Here is a 21,081-nt window from a genome sequence, read left to right as displayed (position 1 = left end):
CCGCTTAGGTTCCCCCCACCGAATCCTGCTCCCATGACCCCGCTGCGGATCCTGATCAGCAACGACGACGGGGTGTTTGCAGACGGCATCCGCACTCTCGCCTCGGCAGCCGTGGCCCGCGGCCACGCGGTGACCGTGGTCTGTCCTGACCAGGAACGCTCAGCCACGGGTCACGGTCTCACCCTGCAGACCCCCATCCGGGCCGAGCGGGCTGATGAGCTGTTCGTGCCGGGGGTGACCGCCTGGGCTTGCAGCGGCACGCCTGCGGACTGCATGAAACTGGCCCTGTTCGAGTTGGTGAAGGAGAAGCCGGATCTCGTGCTGTCCGGCATCAACCACGGTCCCAATCTGGGTACTGACGTCTTCTGCTCCGGAACCGTCGCCGCGGCCATGGAAGGCACGCTCGAAGGAATTCCCTCCCTGGCTGTCAGCAGCGCCTGCTTCCAGTGGCGCCAGTTTCAGGCCGCTGCGGAGCTGGCGGTGGACGTGGCCGAAAACGCTCTGGCTGACCAGTGGCCGGAGAACCTGTTGCTCAACCTCAACATTCCCCCCTGTGAGCGAGAGGCCATGGGTCCCCTGCGCTGGACCCGTCTGTCGATCCGCCGTTACGACGAACAGTTCAGCCCGCGCGTCGACCCCCGCGGCCGTGCCTATTACTGGCTGGCCGGAGAGGTGGTGAACGATCTCGAATCAGCAGGGGAAGGTCCACGGGACTGGCCCAGCGATGTGGCCCAGATCCACGCCAACAGTCCGTCCCTCACCCCGATACAACCGGATCTGTTCTGGCGTGGCCCCCTGTCCGGTCTGCCGGAGCTGCGTCTGGCCGGTCAGCTGGTGCGATAGATCCGTTGCAACAGCCAGAGTGAGAACAGCAGCCCGATCAGATGTGCAAACAGCACCTGGGTGTTGCTGAGCACGGAGAGCATCTCCAGCGACGTGATCGCCAGGTTGTCTGACATCCCCCGACCACCGATGGCGATGCCAGGGGTCTGCATTGAAGCTTGTACGAACAGACTGCCCGCCAGAGCCTGATAACCGATGGCCGCGAAGGTGAGACCGAGCAGGTCCGCCAGCAGCCCTCGCTTGAGCAGTCGAGCCGTTTCACCGCGACTGGGTCGGGCCGCACTGTCGATGGCGCGACCGGTACGCACGATCAGCCAGCCCTGCCAGAGACTGAACAACAGCACCAGGAACGCCAGACTGGTGAGCGAAAGACCAGGCCCGAGCCCGAGAGCGCGCTCGGAATTGCGCGCCAGGCTGCTGCCCACGTTGTTGAACAGCAGCACCCCGACCACCACAATGCCGAGCACCGTCTGGATCCAGAAGCGGATCCAGCCCATACGGCGCAGTCCGAAGGACAACTGCTGGAAGTCGAGGCGATCCGCCATGCCAAGTCCGTCAGTCGTCCAAACTTGCCACCAAAGCCCTCCTCCTGCATCCCGCGTTGATTCCGCTCTGCTCACCCCAGGAGGCACAACGGCCAACCGCCCTGGCACTGGGCAGCTTCGACGGCCTTCACGTCGGCCATCGCCAGGTGATCCGCCAGGCCATCGCCGACACCCGGGCTGTGCCCAGCGTGGTGAGCTTCTGGCCGCACCCACGCGAGGTTCTCTACGGAGAACCAAGGCTGCGACTGGATCTGCCCAACGAAAAACTCAGCCTGCTGGAGCCGCTCGGCATCCGGCAGCTGGTGCTGGTGCCCTTCACGACGGAGCTGGCAGCTCTCAGTCCGGAAGCCTTTGTGGAATCCGTCCTGCTGGACACCCTGCAGGCCAAACGGATCGCCGTTGGAGCCAATTTCCGCTTCGGTCACAAGCGGGCCGGTGACGCCGCCCTGCTGCACAAGGTGGCCGGCGCCCGCGGCGTGCACGTGCAAGTGGTGGAGATCGTGGAAGACGGCAACGGCCGGATGAGCAGCAGCAGGATCCGGGCAGCGCTCGACAGCGGCGATCTCGACAGCGCCAGGGGCCTGCTGGGGCGTCCCTACCGGTTCCAGGGTCGGGTGGTGCGGGGGCGCGGTCTCGGCCGCGAGCTGGGCTGGCCGACCGCCAATCTGCAGGTGGATGGCCGCAAGTTCCTGCCTGGCCTGGGGGTCTACGCAGCGTGGGCCCAGCTAAACGGTGAGGGGGAGCGCCTGGCGGCTGTGATGAACCTCGGGCCGCAGCCCACAGTGGATCCCACCTCACCCTCCGCGGTGGAAGTACATCTGCTCGATCGCAGCATCGAACTGGAGGGGCGGCAGCTGCTCGTGGAGCCCGTGGAGCGGCTGCGGGGACAGGTGAAATTTGATGGGCTCGATGCCCTCAGTGCCCAGATCGGCCGCGATGCCGATCGTGCCCGCACCCTGCTGTACGCCTCGTCTCAGGCGACCGTGGGATAGGCATTGGCGAGCCCCCAGACGATGAACACTCCGATTCCGCCCAGGAGCACGATGCCCCAGACCAGCACGTGCATGGTGCTCTCGGATCCTGCGTTCTCCATGGTCGGTGGGAATGCGAGCCTTCACAGGGTGCCACGAAAATGATGGACTGCCCGTCGTGTTCAGATCCGCGTGTGGCGCGGCTGATCGATGCCAACCTCGACCGCGCCCGAGAGGGACTGCGGGTCGTGGAGGACTGGTGTCGCTTCGGGCTGGAGCGGGAGGACCTGGTGGTGACCCTCAAGGACTGGCGCCAGCGCCTGGGGCGGCGTCATCACGACCTCTACAAACAGAGCCGCTCCACCGCCACCGACAGCGGAGCCGGCCTGGAGCATCCGGCACAGCTGGATCGGCACAGCCCCCGGCAGGTGGTGGCCGCGAACTGCGCCCGGGTGCAGGAGGCGTTGCGGGTGCTGGAGGAATTCGGGCGCAGTGTCGACCCGGAGTTGGCAGGCGAAGCAGCGACGATCCGCTACGGGCTCTACGACCTGGAAGTGAGCTGCCTGGAGGCCACGCAAGGAGGCCAGCGACGCAGTCGCCTCAAGGACTGCCGTCTGTGCCTGATCACCACGCCCTGCGAGGACCTGCTCGATCGCGTTGCCATTGCTCTGCGCCACGGCGTCGCCATGGTGCAGTTCCGCCACAAGGACGGAAGCGATCACGACCGACTGACCCAGGCCACGGCCCTGCGGCAGCTCTGCAACCAGCACGGCGCCCTGTTCATCGTCAACGACAGGATCGATCTGGCCCTCGCGGTGGACGCCGACGGCGTGCACCTGGGACAGGACGATCTCCCAACCACGATCGCCAGGCGTCTGCTCGGGCCTGAGCGGCTGCTGGGCCGCAGCACCCACAGCCTCGAGCAAGTTCGCGCAGCCAACAGCGAAGACTGCGACTATCTGGGTCTTGGACCGGTGCACGACACCGCCGTGAAACCGGAGCGTTCACCGATCGGCATCGAGTTGGTTGAGGAGGCGTTGACGCTCAGTTCAAAACCGGTGTTCGCCATCGGAGGCATCCACGTCTCCAATCTGGGCCCGCTGACGGCGAGCGGCTGCCGGCATGTGGCCGTGATCGGAGCGATCATGGAGGCAGCCGATCCGGGGCAGGCCGTCCGGGACCTGCTCGACAGCCTCTCCCAACCCGTGGCCTGAAGCGATGGCGCTGCAACTCACCGTGAACGGCGAAACCCGCACTCTTGATCCGCAACCGGACCCTCCCGGACTCCTACAGGTGATCGAGGCCCTGGGGCACAACCCGGCCCTCGTGGTGGTCGAGCACAACGGAACGATCGTTCCGCGTCGTCGATGGCCCGACAGCACCATTCTCAACGGCGACAATCTGGAGATTGTCACCATCGTGGGAGGGGGTTCCTAGAGTCGTTCGATCGATTCGACGCTCGCTTCAACGTGGCCCTTCCTCCGTCCAACTGGACACGTCGCCTGCTGGCTGGATTGCTGCTCCCCGTGGTGCTGATGGGGATGGCTCTGATCCAGGTTCAACCGGCTGACGCGGCCCGCGGCGGACGCATGGGGGGTGGCAGTTTCCGCGCCCCATCCATGCCCCGCTCCAGCGGTCGTTCCTACGGCGGTGGTGGCTACGGCGGTGGATACCGCGGTGGATATCGCGGCGGCGGAATCGGATTTCCCTTCCTGATCCCAATCTTCGGCTTTGGAGGTGGTGGTCTGTTCGGCCTGCTGATCCTGATGGCCGTGGCTGGCGTTCTGGTCAATGCCCTGCGCGGTCTCGGGGGCGGCGCCCCGGCGATCGGTGGCGGTGGCGGCGGCGCCATGGCACCGGTCGTGCCGAGCAAGGTGAACATGATCCAGGTGCAGGTGGGGCTGCTGGCGAGTGCCAAGGCCCTTCAAGACGATCTGCGCTCCCTGGCTACCTCATCGGACACCTCCAGCTCCAGCGGCCTGCAGAGACTGCTGCAGGAAACAACCCTTGCGCTGCTGCGTCAGCCCGATCTCTGGGTCTACGCCAATGCCGAGACAGGAACGGTCCCCTTCAGCTCAGCCGAATCCACCTTCAATCGCCTCTCGATGAGCGAGCGCAGCAAGCTGGACGCCGAGCTGACCAGCAACGTCGGTGGTCGTCGTCTTGATGACTCAGCCGTCGGCGAAGCCGATGCGACCAACGAATTCATCGTGGTCACCCTGCTGGTGGCGTCCACGGCCAACGCAAGGTTGCAGGGTGCCAACACCGGTGAGGACCTCCGCCAGACCCTGCGGATTCTGGGTTCAACGGCCTCCAGCGAACTGCTGGCGCTGGAGGTGATCTGGCAACCGGAAGGTCGCGGTGACGTTCTCAGCGCCGAGGAACTGATCACCGCTTACCCGAACCTCCAGCATCTCTGACCTTCTTCAGAAAGTCTTCCGCCTGACGCCGTTCATCTAGGCATTTTTTACCAGGATCAACACCTAGTTTTGAATCACTTACATCTTCGGTTCGGTCCTTGGCTCCTGATCCCCGCGCAATGGAATGGCAAGAGGATGGGGAACTGGCCAGAACCGATCTGCATGCCTTGGTGAACGCCCTCCAGCAGGTGGAAGGTGACCATGCCAGCGAAGAACTGGGGCGGCTCGGTCAGCTGGACCGTGGCCTCACGGCCTGAGCGGATCGAAGCATTCTCAAAGCCGCCATGGCGGCTCCGTAGCCGTTGTCGATGTTGACGACAACAAGCCCGGGGGCACAGCTGGCGAGCATGCCGTCGAGAGCGGCGCGACCTCCGGCACTGACGCCGTAGCCGACGGACACAGGAACAGCGATGACCGGCTGGGGAACCAGTCCTGCCAGGACGGTCGGCAGGGCCCCTTCCATGCCGGCACACGCGATCAACACACGGGCACTGTTCAGGCGTGGCAGCGCGTTCAGCAATCGATGCAGGCCGGCCACCCCCACGTCCATGACCGGGTCCACCCCGACGCCATGGCAACGCAGAGCCAGGCAGGCTTCCGCCACGACCCGACGGTCGCTGCTGCCGCCACTGAGCACCGCCACCTCGGCCGCGCCCTGTGGCGTGGACGGAAGAGTTCCGAGGGTGAGCGCGGCGGCCTGCTCGTGCACCGTGACCTCAGGAATCCTCTCCAGCACCGCCGCGGCCTTGTCGGGGCTCACACGCGTGACCAGGGCAAGCTCCCCAGCCGCCGCGAAGCGGGGCAGGATCGCTGCGATCTGATCAACGGTCTTGTGCTCCCCCCAGACGGCTTCGACCATGCCGAGACGGTCGCGCCGCTGCAGGTCGAGACGGGCATCGGTCATGGGGTCGGCAGGGTCTGTTGTCGCAGTTCGCGCTCCTCCACGAGAGGAAAGACTGCTGTCGCCGTGGGCGGTCGTCCCAGGGCCGTGTTGGTGAAAGCCTCGAAGTCAGCCTGCACCCGTTCGACCGACTCAGCAGGGATCGCTTTCCACTGATCACGGCTCGCCCAGCGGATCAACAGCACCCCCTGTTCACCGACCGGGTCCCAGTAGAGATCACGGCCGAGGAACCCCGTCTGCTGCTCCAGCCAGGGCTGCCAGGTGCGGGCTTCCGCCTCCAGCCACAGCTGCCGCTGCGGCGCCGGCACCGCAAGTCGGAGCAGCTCGACGGCAGGGTCTGCGGTCATGGCGTCAGCGGCAGGGGTAAACAGTGTCACCAGCATCGCCAGCATCAGCGCCGTGATGCGCCTCACAGCTTTTGCAGCAGGGTCACCGCCTGACAGCTGATGCCTTCCTCGCGTCCCTCGGGGCCCAGCTTTTCATTGGTGGTGGCCTTGACGCCCACAGCCTCGGGGGCGAGTCCGATGCGATCGGCGATGTTGCAGCGCATCGCCTCGATATGGGGTTTGAGCTTGGGGCGCTCGGCGATCACCACCGCATCCACGTTCACCACCTGCCAGCCCCGCTCGCTCACCAGGGCCACCACCTGCTCGAGCAGCTGCAGGCTGTCAGCCCCCTTCCAGCGGGGATCCGTGGGAGGGAAATACTTGCCGATATCACCGAGTGAAAGGGCTCCCAGCAGAGCATCCATCACAGCGTGCACCAGGACATCGGCGTCACTGTGACCATCCAGCCCCAGCCCCTCCGGATGCTCCAGGCTGATTCCCCCGAGAATCAGCGCCCGTCCCGGCACGAGACGGTGGATGTCGTAACCGTTGCCGATCCGCAGCTGCATCGCGTCCTCACAGGCGGGATCCATTCTCTCGGCCAGCCAACGGGCGTGGAGATCGGGGCGGCGCTCCCGCGTGCGCTGCTCTCGCTGCTGCTGTCGCCAGGCCTCGATGGCAGCGTGATCACCGCTGCGCAGCACATCCGGAACCCGCTGACCACGAAACTCCGCCGGACGGGTGTAGTGGGGATGCTCCAGCAGCACGGCACTGTGACTCTCCTCCACCAGGGAAGCCGCCGTTCCGACGGTGCCGGGAAGCAGGCGCACAACACCGTTGATCACGGTCATCGCAGGCAACTCCCCTCCAGTGAGCACGAAATCCCCGACGGACACCTCCTCATCCGCCAGGGACCGGATGCGCTCATCAAATCCTTCGTAGTGGCCGCAGAGCAGCACCAGCTGGTCGTACGCGCTGGACCAGCGCTGCAGATCGGCCTGCTGCAGCGGCCGGCCCTGGGGCGTCATCAGCAGCACACGAGAGCGGCTGGCACGGGGAATGGACTCCATCGCCGCGTGCACCGGTTCCGGCTTGAGCACCATGCCGGCACCGCCGCCGTAGGGCTCATCGTCCACCTTCCGGTAGCGATCGGTGGCGAAGTCGCGCGGATTATGCAGATGCATTGCCGCGATGCCGGCGGCAAAGGCGCGACCGATCACCCCAAGCTCCAGCAGCGTTGCGAAGGCCTGGGGCGCCAGGCTCACCACATCGAGGCGATAGGGCGACATCGCCACTCAGGCGGCTGGTTTGGAGACCCGACGGATGTCGGTGCAGAAACTTCCCTCAAGCGGACTTCCCCCGGCATCCACCGCGGTGGTGCTGCGCAGTCGCAGGTTGGCTCGGGTGAACCAGATGCGTTCCTGCACCAGCGAACCATCGGGCTGCGGGAGATCGAGTTCGACACTTCCATCCGGCCAGAAGCGCCATTCACCGCGGCTCTCCTCATCGACCGTGAGCTCACCACCATCCACGAAGCCGAGCGAGCGCCCGCTTCCACCGGGAGGCTCCACCAGCAATCGACCCAGCAGCTCTCCACTGCCGGATTCGAAGCGAACCGTCAGCTCTCCGCGTTCGCTGGTGTGCCAGTCGTCATCCCCGTTGGAGAGGGCGAAGCTGCTGCGCAGACTCATCCACTCGCCAGCGCAGAGGGCCAGAAACGACGCAGGATCTGCGGGAGGGAAGGCTTGATCGCTCATCACGCCATCTTCTCAGTCGGTCTCACCAGGTGATCGGCAGGAAGGGGTAGGGCCGGTTCCAGCCGTAGAGAGACAGGCGTCGCCGCCCCGGCAGCGCCGATCCACGGCGATGAAAACCGAAGACATCAGCCAGCACCAGAGTGTTGGCCGGACAGGTGAAGGCCTTCGGCGCCGGCAGATCCAATTCGGCCAGAGCGTCCTCGTGAATCCGGAAGGAGCCGGACACATCCGGCTGACGCTGATGACGGATGGCAGCATCCGCTGTGCGCTGCTCCCACTGCAGCCGCCGAGCGCCAAGACGGTGACTGCCGGGGACATATTCAAAGGGGCCGTCCTGCTGCTCAACCGGCCAGAGGAAATACCAGAACTTCAAAGCACGAAAAAAGGTGTCGCGATGCAGCTCCTTCTGCAGATCCGGAGTGCGTGACTCCTCACCATGAACCGTGAGATAGACATCGAGCTTGCGGGCCTGCTGCGGCAGACCGATCACCTGACGTGAGCAACGCGAGAGGCGGGGATCGCCGGAGAAGTCCGCTGCATGCGGCAGCGCTGCGGCATCGATATGCAGAAAGCGGTTGAGGGTGCCGCCGTCAAACCGATCAAATCCTCCGGGGAAGGGCTGCTTGGGCTGGAAGCCGACCTGCTCTCCAGGAGTGATGGGGTGCCGCCGTTCCGCATCGGCGACCGCCTGCTCCACCTCCTCACGAAGTGCCTCGAAACGGTCGACGGGCAGCCAGTTCCGGATCGCGATCACACCATCGCGCTGCAGGTCGCTGACCTCAACCGGTCGCAACAGTCGTCTCCAGCGGCACAGGGACTCCGCCAGCTGAACCCGGCGGCGATGCAGCTGCCAGTGCCTGTTCAGAGCCGGACTGCCCACCCAAGGATCCCGAAAGCTCTTGGTGCGTGTCAGCAAGGTGAGCATGGCCGGAGACTAGGTCGACGCCAGGACTGATCAGCTGCCCTGATCGCCGTAGCCAAGCTCATTGAGCCGTTGCGGTTTGCTGCGCCAATCAGGCACCACCTTCACGAACAGCTCCAGATACACCGGACCATCGATGAGCGTCTGCATCTGCAGACGGGCTCCCTGACCGATGGTCTTCAGCATGGAGCCCCCCTTACCGATGAGGATGCCTTTCTGACTCTTGCGCTCCACCAGGACCGTGGCCAGCACCGCCGTTCGGCCCTGCCCCTTGGCCTGAGCAGGCATCTCCTCGACCCGATCGATCATGACGGCGACACTGTGGGGCACCTCCTCTCGGGTCTGCAGCAACACCTGCTCGCGGATCAGTTCCGCCAGCAGCACCCGCTCCGGCTGATCACAGACCATCTCAGGCGGGTACAGCAGCGGACCCTTCGGCAAACAACCCGCCATCGCCGTCGCGAGATCCCCGCAGCCATCACCCTCCAGTGCGCTGCAGCGATGCAGCGGCCAGTCGGTGCCCGTGAGCAGATCCCGGTACGTCTGCTCGGCTGAGTCCTCCTGACCATCGGGAACCCGATCCCATTTGTTGAGGGCCACCAGCACCGGCAAGCGCTGCTCACGCAGCAGATTGACGATGAACGCGTCGCCGCGGCCGGGCCGTTCGCACCCCTCCAGCAACAGCAGCACAAGGTCCACCTCACCGATGGCACTGCGGGCGCTCTGCACCAGCCGCTCCCCGAGCAGATGATGCGGCTTGTGAATGCCCGGGGTGTCCACCAGCACCAACTGCGCGGCATCCGTGGTGACGATCGCCCGCAGGCGGTTGCGTGTGGTCTGCGCCACGGGGGAGGTGATCGCCACCTTCTCCCCCACCATCCTGTTCACCAAGGTGGATTTGCCCACGTTGGGGCGTCCGATGAGTGCAACGAACCCTGAACGGAAATCCTCCGGGGTGGCGAGGGTCATGCGGTCGGGTGCCGGGGATGAACCCCATAGCCTGCTCCCTGGAGTGTCACCTGGTCATGGCAAGCAGCGCACCCACCTTCCAGCAGGCGATGGAGATCACCGCCACCTGGCTGCAGCAGTGGGAGAACGAGGAAATCAGCGATGAAGTGCTGGCGGACCGCGTCGGCGAGATCATCGCGAGCCGCGATGGTGCCAGGGGATTTTTCGTGGTGAGCCTGGCCGGCGACAGCGCCCTGATGGATCGGCTGCCCGATCCGGTGGTGGGGCAGCTGCGGGCCGGCGGTGCCGGCGTGGTGGATCTGACCGTTCGCAACCTGGCGATGAGCAGCGCCATGGCACTGCATCACCGACGCCAGGGAGATGCAGCGCAGCAGGCGGGTTCTGAGCGGGTGACAGCTCGCTGCACCGAACTGCTACGGCAGCTGGAGCCGGCAGACGTGAAGGAACGGCTCGAACAGCTGCTTGAGGCCGCGCTCGACAACCGGGGCGATGACGTCAGCTTCCTGGAGAGGTGGGGCTACGACGCCGAACAGAGGCACGCGATCAGCACCAGCGTGTACGACGTCGCCGACCCATGAAAAACCCCGGATCAACCGGGGTTTCTGAGATTCACAACCTGTGCTTCGGGGGATGGTCAGTCGCGACGGCTGCCGCCGTTGAGAACGATGATCAGGCGCAGGATGAAGATGAACAGATTGATGTAAGTCAGATACATGCTGAGGGCACCGGCCAGATATTGGTCATCCCGGTAGGTGCGCGGCATCGTGTAGAAGTCGACGAAAGCGGCTCCGACGAACAGCACCGTGCCGAAGCCGGCGATCATCAGTTCGAAGCTGGTGCCATGGAACATCTCAGGGGCAAAAATCCCTCCGATGAACTGCACCACCATCGCCAGGATCAGACCGATCAATCCAAGGCCGACCACCCCGGAGAGCGCCTGACCGACGCTGTCACTCATGCGACGTCCAACGATCGACGCGATCACGAACGTGATACCGGTGGCCAGTGCCGCAGTTCCGACGGCACCGACACCAGCGACGGCTCCCGCAAGCGCCACCAGTCCACTGAGGGTGAAACCGGTGATCAGGCTGTAAACCGATAGCAGCGGTAACGCTGTGGCGTTGTTGCCCTTCATCGCCACGTTCTGGGCGACGAAGAACAGGATCAGATTGCCGATGATCGCCACCCAGAAGAGGGGCATGAACATCGGCGAAGACATCATCGATAACCCGCCGATCACTCCGACGGAGGTCAGCACCATGCCGCCGCCGACGTAGGGGAGGGCCTTGTTCACGACATTGGGGCCGACCAGGGCGCTGGACTGCGCCTCGCGGATGGCCTGCTGGAAATTGCTGCTGGCTGGCATGTCGACCGGACACCAATCACTCCCATCACTTTGACAGTGCTGGCAATGGTCTGAGGTGCGGATCCCCCTATCGATGCACGTGCCGTGACGCAGGGGCGACATCACGACGGGCATAAGCCTCCACAACCCGCTGCACCAGGGGGTGGCGCACCACATCCGATGACGTGAGCCGGCAGACGGCAACCCCATCGACGCCTTCCAGAACCTCGGAGGCCTCCAGCAATCCGCTGAGCTGACCGGACGGCAGATCGACCTGGGTGATGTCCCCGGTCACCACCATGCGGGACCGTTCACCGAGCCGGGTGAGCACCATGCGCATCTGGGCCGGTGTCGTGTTCTGGGCCTCATCGAGAATGACGAAGGCATCGCTGAGGGTGCGTCCTCGCATGTAGGCCAGAGGGGCCACCTCGATCACTCCCTTCTCCAGAAGCGTGGCTGTCTTTTCGGGGCCAAGCAGGGAATGCAGAGCGTCGTACAGCGGGCGCAGGTAAGGATCCACCTTCTGCTGCAGGTCACCTGGCAGAAATCCCAGGCGTTCCCCCGCCTCCACCGCTGGGCGTGTCAGCACCAAGCGCTCCACCCTGCGCTCCGTGAGCATCCGCACCGCGAGCACCGCGGCCAGAAAGGTCTTGCCGGTGCCGGCGGGCCCAAGGGCAAAGGTGAGATCGTGGCGCTCCATCGCATCCACGTACTGCTTCTGGCGAAGCGTGCGAGGCCTCAGCAGTCCACCGGTCTGACTGCGGGCCAGTACCTGCTCACCCATGGCGGCATGGTCATCGCCGCGGCCGGCCTCCAGGGCCCCGAGCGCCGCCTGCAGGTCCACCGAGGAAACCGCCTGGCCTTGCTGCCAGATCGGCCGCACCAGCTCGACAACGGCAGCGGCACGCTCCAGTTGCGCAGAGCGTCCTGTGATCACCAGCTGCAACCCACGCAGAACGAGGGATGCGCCAGTGAGGGACTCCAGGCGATGCAGGGTTGATTCCGCCTCCCCCGCCAGGGCAAGGGCTGCTTCAGGATCGGGAAGATCCAGAATGAAACGGCTGCGCTCGCCGCTGACGGTCACCGGAGAATCAGCTTTCGGTGGGCTCGCCTTCGCTGGATTCACCCTCGGAGGACGCAGCGGCGGCAGCCTCTGCCTCAGCAGCAGCCTTGGCCTCGGCAGCCTCCTTGGCGGCCTGCTTCACAGCTGCATCCCGTGCAGCTGCCTGCTTGGCCTTGCCGACGGTCTCGGCCGGACGAATGGACTTCTCAATCAGACCACCGCGCTCCAGCAGGGTGCGGACCACATCGGTGGGCTGAGCTCCCTGGCCAAGACGCTCACGGATGGCTTCCGTATCGAGGCGTGTTTCCTTGGTGCGGGGGTTGTAGAAACCGAGCTCCTCGAGCGGGCGGCCATCACGGCGAGACGTGCTGTTGCAGGCCACGAGGCGGAAGCTCGCTTCCCGCTTCTTGCCGAACCGCTTCAGGCGGAGCTTGATCATCGTGGCCCTGGTGTTGAGGAGTGGTGTGGATTCAGGCAGCGCTGCAATTCCTGCCAAACAACCAACATACCGGGTGGCCGATCAGAGAGCCCCGAAGCCTTTTCTCTTCTTGGCGGGCTTCTGACGCTTCGGAGAGGCAGCGCGCCTGCCGCCGGGCATCCCCCCCATACCGGGCATGCCGCCCATTCCGGGCATTCCACCCATGCCGGGCATGTTGCCCTGGCTCATCTGCTGCATGAAGCCGCGCATCTTCTGAAAATCCGCCAGCACCTTGTCCACATCAGCGGACTGATGACCGCTGCCGCTGGCGATCCGTCGTCGTCTTGAGGGCTGACTAGCCAACAGATCGGGATTTTCCCGCTCCTGCTGGGTCATCGAACCGATCATCGACTCGATCCGCTTCAGCTGCTGCTCACCCTGCTTGAGCATGCCGTCATCGATCTTGTTCATGCCCGGGATCATTTTCATCAGGCCACCCAGCGATCCCATGCGCTTGATCAAGCGCATCTGCTTCACAAAATCCGAGAAGTCAAACGTCGCCTCCTGCAGCTTCTTCTGCATCTGCTCGACATCAGCGAGCTCAACCTCCTTCTGGGCCTTCTCCACCAGCGTGAGCACATCGCCCATGCCGAGGATGCGGCTGGCCATCCGTTCCGGATGAAACGGCTGAAGAGCCTCCACCTTCTCGCCGGTGCCAATGAACTTGATCGGCTGACCGCTCACCTTGCGGATCGACAGCGCCGCTCCACCGCGGGAATCACCATCGAGCTTGGTGAGCACGGCACCCGTGATGCCCACCTGCTCGTGGAACGATCGGGTGAGTTCGGCCGCCTCCTGGCCGATCATCGAGTCGACCACGAGCAGCACCTCATCCGGCTGCACCGCGGTGCGGATCCGCACCATCTCTTCCATCATGTCGGTGTCGATCTGCAGGCGACCTGCGGTATCGACCAGCAACGTGTCGAAGCCCTCCTGCCTCGCTTTCTCCAGACCGGCAGCAGCAATGTCTTCCGGCTTGGCATCTGAACCGAGGCTGAACACCTCGACATCGATCTGTGCGCCCAGCGTCTTCAGCTGGTCGATGGCAGCAGGTCGATAGACATCAGCCCCCACCATCAAGGCCCGACGGCCCTGATCCTTGAGATGAAGGCCCAACTTCGCGGTGGCGGTCGTCTTGCCGGCCCCCTGCAGGCCTGCCATCAGCACGACCGTCGGTGCCTCAGTCGCCTTCGCCAGCGGAGCGTTATCGCCGCCCATCACCTCCACCAGCTGTTCGTGCACCACCTGGATGAACTTCTGATCCGGGCTGACGCCGCGCACCACCTCGGCGCCGACAGCCCTCTCACGCACCTCAGCGACGAAATCCTTCACCACCGGCAGGCTCACATCCGCCTCGAGCAGGGCGCGACGCACGTCCTTCAACGCCCCCTCGACGTTGGTTTCGCTGATCTTGTCCTGGCCTTTCAGCCCCTTGACCGCATCCTCAAAACGGGCCGATAGCTCGTCAAACATCGTGGGCAGCCATCAGGCTCAGTGCAGTGATCGTAAAAAGCGATGCTCCCCGGTTCAGCGACCGGGGATGTAATCGTGCAGTTTCCACTCCTTGCCGTCCCTTCCGAAGACATAGGTGAGGGAGAGAGTTCTGGGCTCCGTCTGCTCCAGCACCTGCCCGTCTCCACCCAGGGTCTTGTCGGCGTAGGCAACCTGGGCCCCAACGGCGATCCGCTGAGGTGCACGGTTCACCGGACCCACAGCGGTCACGGAGGCCTCGATCAGCTTGCTGCGGCCGGCCGCGGCATCAGCCGCCTGTTCAGCCCGCACCCGCTCCACCAGACGTTCGCGAGCGATGGACGCCAGATCGCGAGCAGGATCTCCGCTGCCGGCAAGGGCGCTGGCCTTGCCATCCAGCCAGGCCTGCACCAGGGCCTGAAGTTGATCGTCCGTCGGTTGATCAGCCGTCAGCGGCTGAAGTGCGGAGACGGTTCCCTTCTCAGGCTTCAGGGTCGCCTGCGGTGCGGAGGGCTCAGCCTGAGGTTCCGCCGGCATCACAGGAATGGGCGTGGGTTCCGACCTGGGACTGCTGGTTCGCTGTCGCATCAGGGCCTGAACCACAAGAGCGATCACCAGGGCGGCCACCACCGCACCGGCGATGCGTGACATCGTCCCAAGGGGCAACTGCCGGGTCCAGGCAGGTGTCACCGACTCCGGCTCCCCAGCCGGGACGCTGTCCTCCTCCGGAAACTCGGAGACAGGACGATCAAGCAGCGGCAGCCAGTCAGGCATTCCGGAGCCGGTGGGACTCTCCTCCTGACGGGCGGCCTGGCGATCCAATCGGTCCACATACGCCTGCACATCGCGATCGGCGAACCAGGCATCCAGGTCAACCCCGGCCGGTTCGACATCGCGGTAACCGGGAAGGACGTCCCGCTCCAGCCAGACGCGGCAGTAATCGCATTGAGCAGCGAGCTCATCGCCGGGATGGTCTGCGAACCAGTCCTTCAGGTCGGGGTCGCGCAAACTGCCGAAGCGCAGAGCTGCCTCCGCCACATCACCCAGAAGCAGATCGATGCAGCCATGCAGCGGCATGGGATCGAGATCCGGTGTTTTCAGCAACACCAGCTGTTCCCGGGCCTGCTCCAACAGCTCGGGCTTGCGGCGGGTGAAGCCTGCGGCCGTCAACGCGAACACCACCAGACATCCCGCCTCCTCGGAGCCCTGTTCGTACCAGCTGCCGAACAGATCAATCTGCTCCTGAACCGTCAGAAAGCGGCGGATCTGCTGGAAGAAGGTCTCGAAATCCGACTGTGCCAGCTGCGCCGTGCCGGCGTCCGCAGCTTCCCCCTCGAGACCGCCGCGCTCGCTGACCAGCTGATTGAGCAGAGCGAGACCTCGCAGATGGGCCTGCTGATCGCTGAGATCACGACTGAGCAGGTCAAGAACCCGATAAGGATGCAGGGCCTGAAGTGCCTGCTCGAGCTTGGCCTGTTGATCAGGAAGCTTGCCCATCCGCTGCTGGAGCTCAATCCCCTCCTGCAGCAACCCGGCGGCCACCTCATAACGGCGCAACTCCCGGTCTTCCGCCGCCGCATCACAACAGGCGAGAGCTGCCAGCAGGGTGAGGTCGGCTTCACGCCCACTGCCAAGCGCTGGTGCCTGCGGTGGTTGCAGCCCCTGACGCGCCAACTGGAAGGCTTCATGGGAGGCCCGGGCCTCCCACAGCAGGATCAGTCCCGCCACCTCACTGCTGGAGGCCAGATCGAGACCGACGGTTCCATCCGGGTGCGTCTCACTGAGCTGCAGCAACGCTGCTTCGTACTCCTCCCGTCGCTCCTGATCCGTCAGCAGGTCCGCGGATCGCTGCAGCAGGACCTGACGCTGCTGCAGCACCTCGTGGGTGAATCCCTGATCCGGCGGGTGATCGCAACGACTCTGAAGCTTGCGAAGAATGGCCTGAGCATCCGAGGAAGGACTGACGCCCAGCAGTCGGAAATGATCGATGGGCAGGTCCACCACCAGCGCACGCAATAGCTGCGAACTTTAGTCAGTGTCTGGGATTTTGCCTATTTCTCATCCGTTGGCCCTTACAGTTGGTCTCTGTTGTCTTGAAGGGCATGGGTCAGGACCTCGCGGTCGAGTCCGCTCCGATCACCTCAGCGGCCGCCGGTCCTCATGCTGAGCGTCTCTCCTCACTGGTCACGGCTCAGCGAGCCAGCGTCGACCGTGAGACCGGCCTTGAGCTTTATCGAGACATGACCCTCGGTCGGCGTTTCGAAGACAAGTGCGCCGAGATGTACTACCGGGGCAAGATGTTCGGGTTCGTGCATCTCTACAACGGTCAGGAAGCTGTCAGCACCGGCGTCATCGGTGCGATGAAGCGTCAGCACGACTGGTTCTGCAGCACCTACCGGGATCACGTCCATGCCTTGAGCGCCGGAGTGCCGGCACGGCAGGTGATGAGTGAACTGTTCGGGAAGGAAACGGGTTGCAGCAAGGGCCGGGGAGGCTCGATGCACCTGTTCTCCAAGGAACATCATCTGCTCGGAGGCTTCGCCTTCATCGCCGAAGGCATTCCGGTTGCCCTCGGATCGGCCTTCACCAGTCGCTACCGGCGCGACGCCCTCGGTGACTCCTCAAGCAACGCGGTCACCGCAGCATTTTTCGGTGACGGCACCTGCAACAACGGCCAGTTCTTTGAATGCCTGAACATGGCCCAGCTTTGGAAGCTGCCGATCCTTTTCGTCGTTGAGAACAACAAGTGGGCGATCGGCATGGCTCATGACCGGGCCACCAGTGACCCTGAGATCTGGCGCAAGGCCGGAGCCTTCGGCATGGCTGGAGAAGAGGTGGACGGCATGGATGTGCTGGCCGTTCGAGCGGCAGCTCAGCGAGCCATCGAACGAGCCCGAGCAGGCGAGGGACCGACTCTGCTCGAGTGCCTCACCTACCGATTCCGCGGCCACTCCCTTGCTGACCCCGACGAGCTGCGTTCGGAGCAGGAGAAACAGTTCTGGGCCGAGCGTGATCCGCTTAAAGCGCTGGAACGTGACCTCAGCGGCGCTGGGCTGGTCCAGAGCGATGAACTGCGAGCGATCGAGAAAGAAATCGATGCCGTGGTCGAAGACTGTGTGGACTTCGCCCTCTCGGCTCCGGAGCCCGATCCCTCGGAACTGACCCGTTACATCTGGGCTGAGGACTGAAAACCCCGCCCAGACGTTCTCCACCTTGATCAGATGCCGCTGGGCAGGCGTCGGGTGAGATTGCGGAGTTTGCGGAGTGCTTTCAGTTCCACCTGACGCACCCGCTCCCGTGACACTTCCATCAAGCGGCCAATCTCTGCGAGCGTGTGGCGCTCATTGCCCTCGAGACCGAAACGAAGTCTCAGAACATGCTGTTCCTGATCACTGAGATGGCTGAGCCAGCGACCCAGCTGTTCGTGGTGAATCCGCTGCTCAACGATGTCCAGGGGCTCATCGAGTGAGGAGTCGGCGATCAGATCACCGAGGAAGCTGCGACCTTCCTCTCCGTTCACCGGGGCATCAAGGCTGCTGGTGGTGAGCGCCTGGCGAAGCAAGGAATCGAGCTCATCGAGAGGGATGTCCATCGCTTCCGCGATCTCGACCCGGTTGGGCATCGCGCCGAGTTTGTGAGCCAGATCAAGGCTGACCTTGCGAATGGCGGTGAGGCGCTCGCTGAGGTGGACAGGCAGACGGATCGTTCTGGACTGACAGGCGATGGCGCGCGTCATGCTCTGACGGATCCACCAGAAGGCATAGGTGGAAAATTTGTACCCACGGGTGGGGTCAAATTTCTCAACCGCTCGCTCAAGACCTAGAGATCCTTCCTGAATCAGGTCAAGCAGTTCAAGACCTTTGCCTTGGTATTTTTTCGCGACGCTGACAACAAGCCGAAGATTGGCTTTCATCATTCTTTCCTTCGCCCGCCGACCGATGCGAATCATTCGGCGCTGCTGAGTGGTCAGAGCGCTTTCGTCGAAAGACTTCGAACCGTCTTCCGTGAGCTCCATCATTTTCTGAACCTGGTTGCCCAGTTCGATCTCCTCAGCCGGGGTGAGCAGAGGAATCCGACCGATAGTCGCCAGGTACCAACTGACCGGATCGCTGCTGCGACGGCGCTGCGTCTCTGCAGGCCTTGGGGCGGTAGAAACCATGTCCCTCGTCAGAGATGTGATGGGAATGACTTTCTTATGGGCAGAGCAAATGGCGCGGTGATTTCAGCAACCTTTCAGATTCGGGCCAGCAAATCGAAACATTCAAAATCTTTGACAACGAACATTGTAAAAAATATTCGATTCGTACCAACCAAAAAACGTTGGCAATGCTGGCGTCTCACGTGAAGCAGCTCAGTCCAGAACCGCGCCCGCCTGACATCTGGTTTTGCTGACATTCACTGTTTTCACCTGCAGGCAATTCATGACCACCCCGGATGGATGGCTTGCCGGTGGCAGTTCAGACTGGAATCACGCCCAATCGCGCCGATGTCCTCCGGTCTCAGCTCCACTCCTGCCGGTCAGGCAGCCCTGGAGCGTCTGCGGCAGTGGCCGGGTGATCACCGTGTCGCCGTCGGACTCTCCGGAGGAGTGGACAGCTCACTGACTGCAGCTCTTCTGGTGGAGGCCGGTTGGACCGTTGAGGGTCTGACGCTCTGGTTGATGAGTGGCAAGGGATCGTGCTGCGCCGAAGGGCTGGTCGATGCCGCCGGCATCTGCAGCCAGCTCGGGATTCCACACCATGTCGTGGACAGCCGCGACACATTTCAGCGGGAAATCGTCGGACGCCTCGTCGACGGCTACCGGGACGGCATCACGCCACTGCCCTGCTCCCAGTGCAACCGCTCGGTGAAATTCGGACCGATGCTCGCGTGGGCCCGCGAGGAACGGGGGCTGCCGCGCATCGCCACCGGGCACTACGCCCGAATCCGCCACGGTGGCGAGAGCGGACGCCACCAGCTGCTGCGCGGCCTCGACTCTCACAAGGACCAGAGCTACTTCCTCTACGACCTCGATCAGGAGCTGCTCGGGCGCATCGTCTTTCCGCTCGGGGAACTGACCAAGCCGGATACACGGCTGGAAGCGGCACGCTTCGGACTGCGCACCGCTGACAAGCCGGAAAGTCAGGACCTCTGCCTGGCGGAGCATCACGGCTCCATGCGGGCTTTCCTCGATGCCTACCTGCCACCAAGGGACGGAGAGATCGTTCTCGCCGACGGCACGGTGGTGGGCCAGCACGACGGGATCGAACATTTCACGATCGGCCAGCGCAAGGGCCTCGGAGTTGCCTGGTCTGAACCCCTGCATGTGATCCGACTCGATCCGGCCATGAATCGCGTCGTGGTGGCGCCCAGGGCGGAAGCCGGTTGTGGCTCCTGCCCGGTCGGGGCGGTGAACTGGGTGTCGATCGATCCCCCGACAGCCCCCCTCAACGTGGAGGTTCAGGTGCGCTACCGCAGCGAGCCGGTGCAGGCCCGGATCTCTACGCTTGAAGCCACCGAGGCGGACCACGCCAGGGGCCGTCCGTATCGCTGCACCGTGGAGTTCAACGAGGCGCAGTTCTCGATCACCCCAGGCCAGGCCGCTGTCTTCTACGACGGCGACGTGGTGCTGGGCGGAGGACTGATTCAGCGTGATGCCAGCAGCCGCAGCATGCCGACCACCAACAGCGGCAGCAGCACCACATCCCTCCAGCGGGCGTAGAGGGTCGTTGACGCACGCGGCCGCAGCTCCGCCAGGGCCACCCCTTCCTGAAGCGGAGGCAATAACGGATGGACCCGGCCATCCGCCCTGATCAGAACGGTGGGACCGGTGTTCGCAACACTCAGGAGATCCCGGTCATTCTCAAGGGCCCGCAGCTGCCCGAGAGCCGTGAACTGGCGCTGCAGCAATGGTGGATAGGGATCGAGATTGGCGACTGCCAGCAGCCAGTGCGCCCCTTCCGCGGAGGCTGCCGCCAGCGCCCGACCGTCGCTGATCTCGTAGCAGATCGCTGCCGCTCCAGCCGGCTGAAAACCCGCCAGGGCACGGGATGGTGTTCCCGGATGCAGGCCGCCCACCGCGGAGAGTCCGGCGGTGAGCCCCAGTGGCAGCGGTGGAAGCCATTCCCCCAGCGGAACAAGCCGATGCTTGTCGAGCAGGGGGAGGGGTTCGCCCCCCCCTGGCTCCAGCAGCAGCAGGCTGCTGCGCTGCTGGCCCAACTCCCAGCGGAAGCCACCACTCAGCAACGGCAGTGGAGCGGCATCGGGGAGCGTCCAACCAACCGGGAGCGTGCCTTCCGGTGCCACCAGCAGTCCGGCACCGAGCTCATCGGCCTCCGCCAGAGCCCTCTGCAGTGCTGATGGGAACTGCTGCCGGCGCTCCGGCGTGAACTTCTCTCGGGTGGGGATGGCCGGCTGCCAGGCCGCCATCCGCAGGAGCTCCGGCGCCGACGCCGGTTGGCCCGTGGCGGCACCCCTCAGCAGCAGGCCCCCGAGGCCATGGGCCAGCAGCACGCTGGCGATGGTGATCACAGCCAGACGCCGCCGTCCCGGACTCCGGCGCCACAGGCGGCAGGCTGCCCATCCCCAGAGCAGCTGGAGGGTCGCCAGTCCGCCGGCTCCGATCCAACGGGAGAGGCCCGCCAGAGGACGATCCAAAGGCAGGGTGCTGCCACCGACCCCGATCCAGAACAGTGGACCAGCGGCCAGCATCACCTCAGCGACCCCCCAGACCGCTGCGAGCAGCAGCACCGGCGTTCCGGACCAGCGCGCCAGCAGCGACCAGAGGCCCACCAGCACCGCCGCAGAGGCAGCACAGACCATCCAGATCGCCACGGCAACGGGAAGACTGAGCAGAGACGGCACCCCCATCCAGGTGAGCGGGTGCAGGGACAGCAGCCAGCGATGGCTGATCAGAACCGCCACAGCACCCCAGAGGGCCGCCAGGCGAGGACGCTCCGCGATGGACCAGAGCAGCGCCAGGCCTGGGATCATCAGCAGGGGACCCAGACCGGCCGGAGCCAGGCCGGCCAGAACTCCACCGGAGAGCGCCTGCAGCCAGGGCTGGGATCGGTGATCTCCCATGGTCACGGT

Annotated in this window: 23 protein-coding genes; 9 read left to right on the top strand and 14 right to left on the bottom strand. The window is 64.5% G+C overall.

Annotated features, from left to right (window positions below):
• Nucleotides 1–33 precede the first annotated feature (33 nt).
• Nucleotides 34–843: a 5'/3'-nucleotidase SurE gene (gene surE, locus SynA15127_RS04615; RefSeq protein WP_186485185.1), complete on the top strand. Its 810-nt coding sequence runs from the start codon at nucleotides 34–36 to the stop codon at nucleotides 841–843.
• Here the strand turns inward: surE and SynA15127_RS04610 are convergent.
• A complete protein-coding gene (locus tag SynA15127_RS04610) occupies nucleotides 828–1,388 on the bottom strand; it encodes a DUF3611 family protein (RefSeq protein WP_043696222.1) in 561 nt (186 codons plus the stop codon). The two genes, surE and SynA15127_RS04610, sit on opposite strands and share 16 nt — an antisense overlap.
• A gap of 56 nt (nucleotides 1,389–1,444) precedes the next feature.
• Between SynA15127_RS04610 and SynA15127_RS04605 the strand changes: the two genes are divergently transcribed.
• The 5 genes from SynA15127_RS04605 to SynA15127_RS04585 all read left to right on the top strand — a co-directional run bounded on the left by SynA15127_RS04605 (nucleotide 1,445) and on the right by SynA15127_RS04585 (nucleotide 5,036).
• Nucleotides 1,445–2,380: a bifunctional riboflavin kinase/FAD synthetase gene (locus SynA15127_RS04605; RefSeq protein ID WP_186485184.1), complete on the top strand. Its 936-nt coding sequence runs from the start codon at nucleotides 1,445–1,447 to the stop codon at nucleotides 2,378–2,380.
• A 143-nt stretch (nucleotides 2,381–2,523) separates the two neighbouring features.
• Nucleotides 2,524–3,573 carry a thiamine phosphate synthase gene (locus tag SynA15127_RS04600; protein ID WP_370594017.1) on the top strand — a complete coding sequence of 350 codons (1,050 nt, stop codon included), beginning with the start codon at nucleotides 2,524–2,526 and terminating at the stop codon, nucleotides 3,571–3,573.
• 4 nt (nucleotides 3,574–3,577) lie between these two features.
• Nucleotides 3,578–3,796, top strand: a complete 219-nt coding sequence (gene thiS / locus SynA15127_RS04595) for a sulfur carrier protein ThiS (protein ID WP_186485182.1) — start codon at nucleotides 3,578–3,580, stop codon at nucleotides 3,794–3,796.
• Between the two features lie 98 nt (nucleotides 3,797–3,894).
• Nucleotides 3,895–4,779, top strand: a complete 885-nt coding sequence (locus SynA15127_RS04590; protein WP_186485576.1) for a DUF1517 domain-containing protein — start codon at nucleotides 3,895–3,897, stop codon at nucleotides 4,777–4,779.
• Between the two features lie 98 nt (nucleotides 4,780–4,877).
• Nucleotides 4,878–5,036, top strand: a complete 159-nt coding sequence (locus SynA15127_RS04585) for a hypothetical protein (RefSeq protein WP_156957222.1) — start codon at nucleotides 4,878–4,880, stop codon at nucleotides 5,034–5,036.
• Here SynA15127_RS04585 and larB read toward each other — a convergent pair.
• The 6 genes from larB to era are packed head-to-tail and all read right to left on the bottom strand — an operon-like array spanning nucleotide 5,009 to nucleotide 9,654.
• Nucleotides 5,009–5,683: a nickel pincer cofactor biosynthesis protein LarB gene (gene larB, locus SynA15127_RS04580; RefSeq protein ID WP_186485181.1), complete on the bottom strand. Its 675-nt coding sequence runs from the start codon at nucleotides 5,681–5,683 to the stop codon at nucleotides 5,009–5,011. The genes SynA15127_RS04585 and larB overlap by 28 nt on opposite strands.
• On the bottom strand, nucleotides 5,680–6,093 hold the full coding sequence (locus SynA15127_RS04575) for a TIGR03792 family protein (protein WP_255475578.1): 414 nt from the start codon (nucleotides 6,091–6,093) through the stop codon (nucleotides 5,680–5,682). Before SynA15127_RS04575 ends, larB begins: the two co-directional genes overlap by 4 nt.
• A complete protein-coding gene (gene trmD, locus SynA15127_RS04570) occupies nucleotides 6,090–7,295 on the bottom strand; it encodes a tRNA (guanosine(37)-N1)-methyltransferase TrmD (protein ID WP_186485180.1) in 1,206 nt (401 codons plus the stop codon). The genes SynA15127_RS04575 and trmD overlap by 4 nt, the downstream gene beginning before the upstream one ends.
• Before the next feature lie 6 nt (nucleotides 7,296–7,301).
• On the bottom strand, nucleotides 7,302–7,763 hold the full coding sequence (locus SynA15127_RS04565; protein ID WP_186485179.1) for a phycobiliprotein lyase: 462 nt from the start codon (nucleotides 7,761–7,763) through the stop codon (nucleotides 7,302–7,304).
• 22 nt (nucleotides 7,764–7,785) lie between these two features.
• The gene (locus tag SynA15127_RS04560) at nucleotides 7,786–8,688 is read right to left on the bottom strand and encodes a phytanoyl-CoA dioxygenase family protein (RefSeq protein WP_186485178.1); all 903 of its coding nucleotides are present in this window, start codon (nucleotides 8,686–8,688) and stop codon (nucleotides 7,786–7,788) included.
• 30 nt (nucleotides 8,689–8,718) lie between these two features.
• On the bottom strand, nucleotides 8,719–9,654 hold the full coding sequence (era, locus tag SynA15127_RS04555; RefSeq protein WP_186485177.1) for a GTPase Era: 936 nt from the start codon (nucleotides 9,652–9,654) through the stop codon (nucleotides 8,719–8,721).
• A gap of 56 nt (nucleotides 9,655–9,710) precedes the next feature.
• On the opposite strand from era, the gene SynA15127_RS04550 reads away from it, so the two are divergent.
• The gene (locus SynA15127_RS04550) at nucleotides 9,711–10,232 is read left to right on the top strand and encodes a hypothetical protein (protein WP_186485176.1); all 522 of its coding nucleotides are present in this window, start codon (nucleotides 9,711–9,713) and stop codon (nucleotides 10,230–10,232) included.
• 56 nt (nucleotides 10,233–10,288) lie between these two features.
• Here SynA15127_RS04550 and SynA15127_RS04545 read toward each other — a convergent pair whose 3' ends face one another.
• The 5 genes from SynA15127_RS04545 to SynA15127_RS04525 all read right to left on the bottom strand — a co-directional run bounded on the left by SynA15127_RS04545 (nucleotide 10,289) and on the right by SynA15127_RS04525 (nucleotide 16,011).
• The gene (locus tag SynA15127_RS04545; RefSeq protein ID WP_043696182.1) at nucleotides 10,289–11,020 is read right to left on the bottom strand and encodes a Bax inhibitor-1 family protein; all 732 of its coding nucleotides are present in this window, start codon (nucleotides 11,018–11,020) and stop codon (nucleotides 10,289–10,291) included.
• A 67-nt stretch (nucleotides 11,021–11,087) separates the two neighbouring features.
• Nucleotides 11,088–12,083 (bottom strand): PhoH family protein, encoded by a 996-nt coding sequence (locus SynA15127_RS04540; RefSeq protein WP_186485175.1) that lies wholly within the window; start codon nucleotides 12,081–12,083, stop codon nucleotides 11,088–11,090.
• A gap of 7 nt (nucleotides 12,084–12,090) precedes the next feature.
• The gene (gene rpsP, locus SynA15127_RS04535; protein ID WP_043697562.1) at nucleotides 12,091–12,501 is read right to left on the bottom strand and encodes a 30S ribosomal protein S16; all 411 of its coding nucleotides are present in this window, start codon (nucleotides 12,499–12,501) and stop codon (nucleotides 12,091–12,093) included.
• 81 nt (nucleotides 12,502–12,582) lie between these two features.
• Complete coding sequence (gene ffh, locus SynA15127_RS04530) at nucleotides 12,583–14,013, bottom strand: signal recognition particle protein (RefSeq protein WP_186485174.1); 1,431 nt, start codon at nucleotides 14,011–14,013, stop codon at nucleotides 12,583–12,585.
• 54 nt (nucleotides 14,014–14,067) lie between these two features.
• Nucleotides 14,068–16,011 carry an IMS domain-containing protein gene (locus SynA15127_RS04525; protein ID WP_186485173.1) on the bottom strand — a complete coding sequence of 648 codons (1,944 nt, stop codon included), beginning with the start codon at nucleotides 16,009–16,011 and terminating at the stop codon, nucleotides 14,068–14,070.
• A 101-nt stretch (nucleotides 16,012–16,112) separates the two neighbouring features.
• Here SynA15127_RS04525 and pdhA point away from each other — a divergent pair, with 101 nt between their 5' ends.
• Nucleotides 16,113–17,198 (top strand): pyruvate dehydrogenase (acetyl-transferring) E1 component subunit alpha, encoded by a 1,086-nt coding sequence (pdhA, locus tag SynA15127_RS04520; protein WP_186485172.1) that lies wholly within the window; start codon nucleotides 16,113–16,115, stop codon nucleotides 17,196–17,198.
• Nucleotides 17,199–17,227: 29 nt separating this feature from the next.
• Here the strand turns inward: pdhA and SynA15127_RS04515 are convergent, their stop codons facing one another.
• Nucleotides 17,228–18,169 (bottom strand): RpoD/SigA family RNA polymerase sigma factor, encoded by a 942-nt coding sequence (locus SynA15127_RS04515; protein WP_186485171.1) that lies wholly within the window; start codon nucleotides 18,167–18,169, stop codon nucleotides 17,228–17,230.
• Nucleotides 18,170–18,496: 327 nt separating this feature from the next.
• On the opposite strand from SynA15127_RS04515, the gene mnmA reads away from it, so the two are divergent.
• On the top strand, nucleotides 18,497–19,711 hold the full coding sequence (gene mnmA / locus SynA15127_RS04510) for a tRNA 2-thiouridine(34) synthase MnmA (RefSeq protein ID WP_186485170.1): 1,215 nt from the start codon (nucleotides 18,497–18,499) through the stop codon (nucleotides 19,709–19,711).
• Here the strand turns inward: mnmA and SynA15127_RS04505 are convergent.
• Complete coding sequence (locus tag SynA15127_RS04505) at nucleotides 19,636–21,072, bottom strand: apolipoprotein N-acyltransferase (RefSeq protein WP_186485169.1); 1,437 nt, start codon at nucleotides 21,070–21,072, stop codon at nucleotides 19,636–19,638. The two genes, mnmA and SynA15127_RS04505, sit on opposite strands and share 76 nt — an antisense overlap.
• Nucleotides 21,073–21,081 lie beyond the last annotated feature (9 nt).

The sequence above is a fragment of the Synechococcus sp. A15-127 genome (assembly GCF_014280215.1).
Classification (GTDB): domain Bacteria; phylum Cyanobacteriota; class Cyanobacteriia; order PCC-6307; family Cyanobiaceae; genus Parasynechococcus.
The sequence above is the reverse complement of the archived record's forward strand: the minus strand, read 5'-3'. Positions and strand labels throughout refer to the sequence as shown.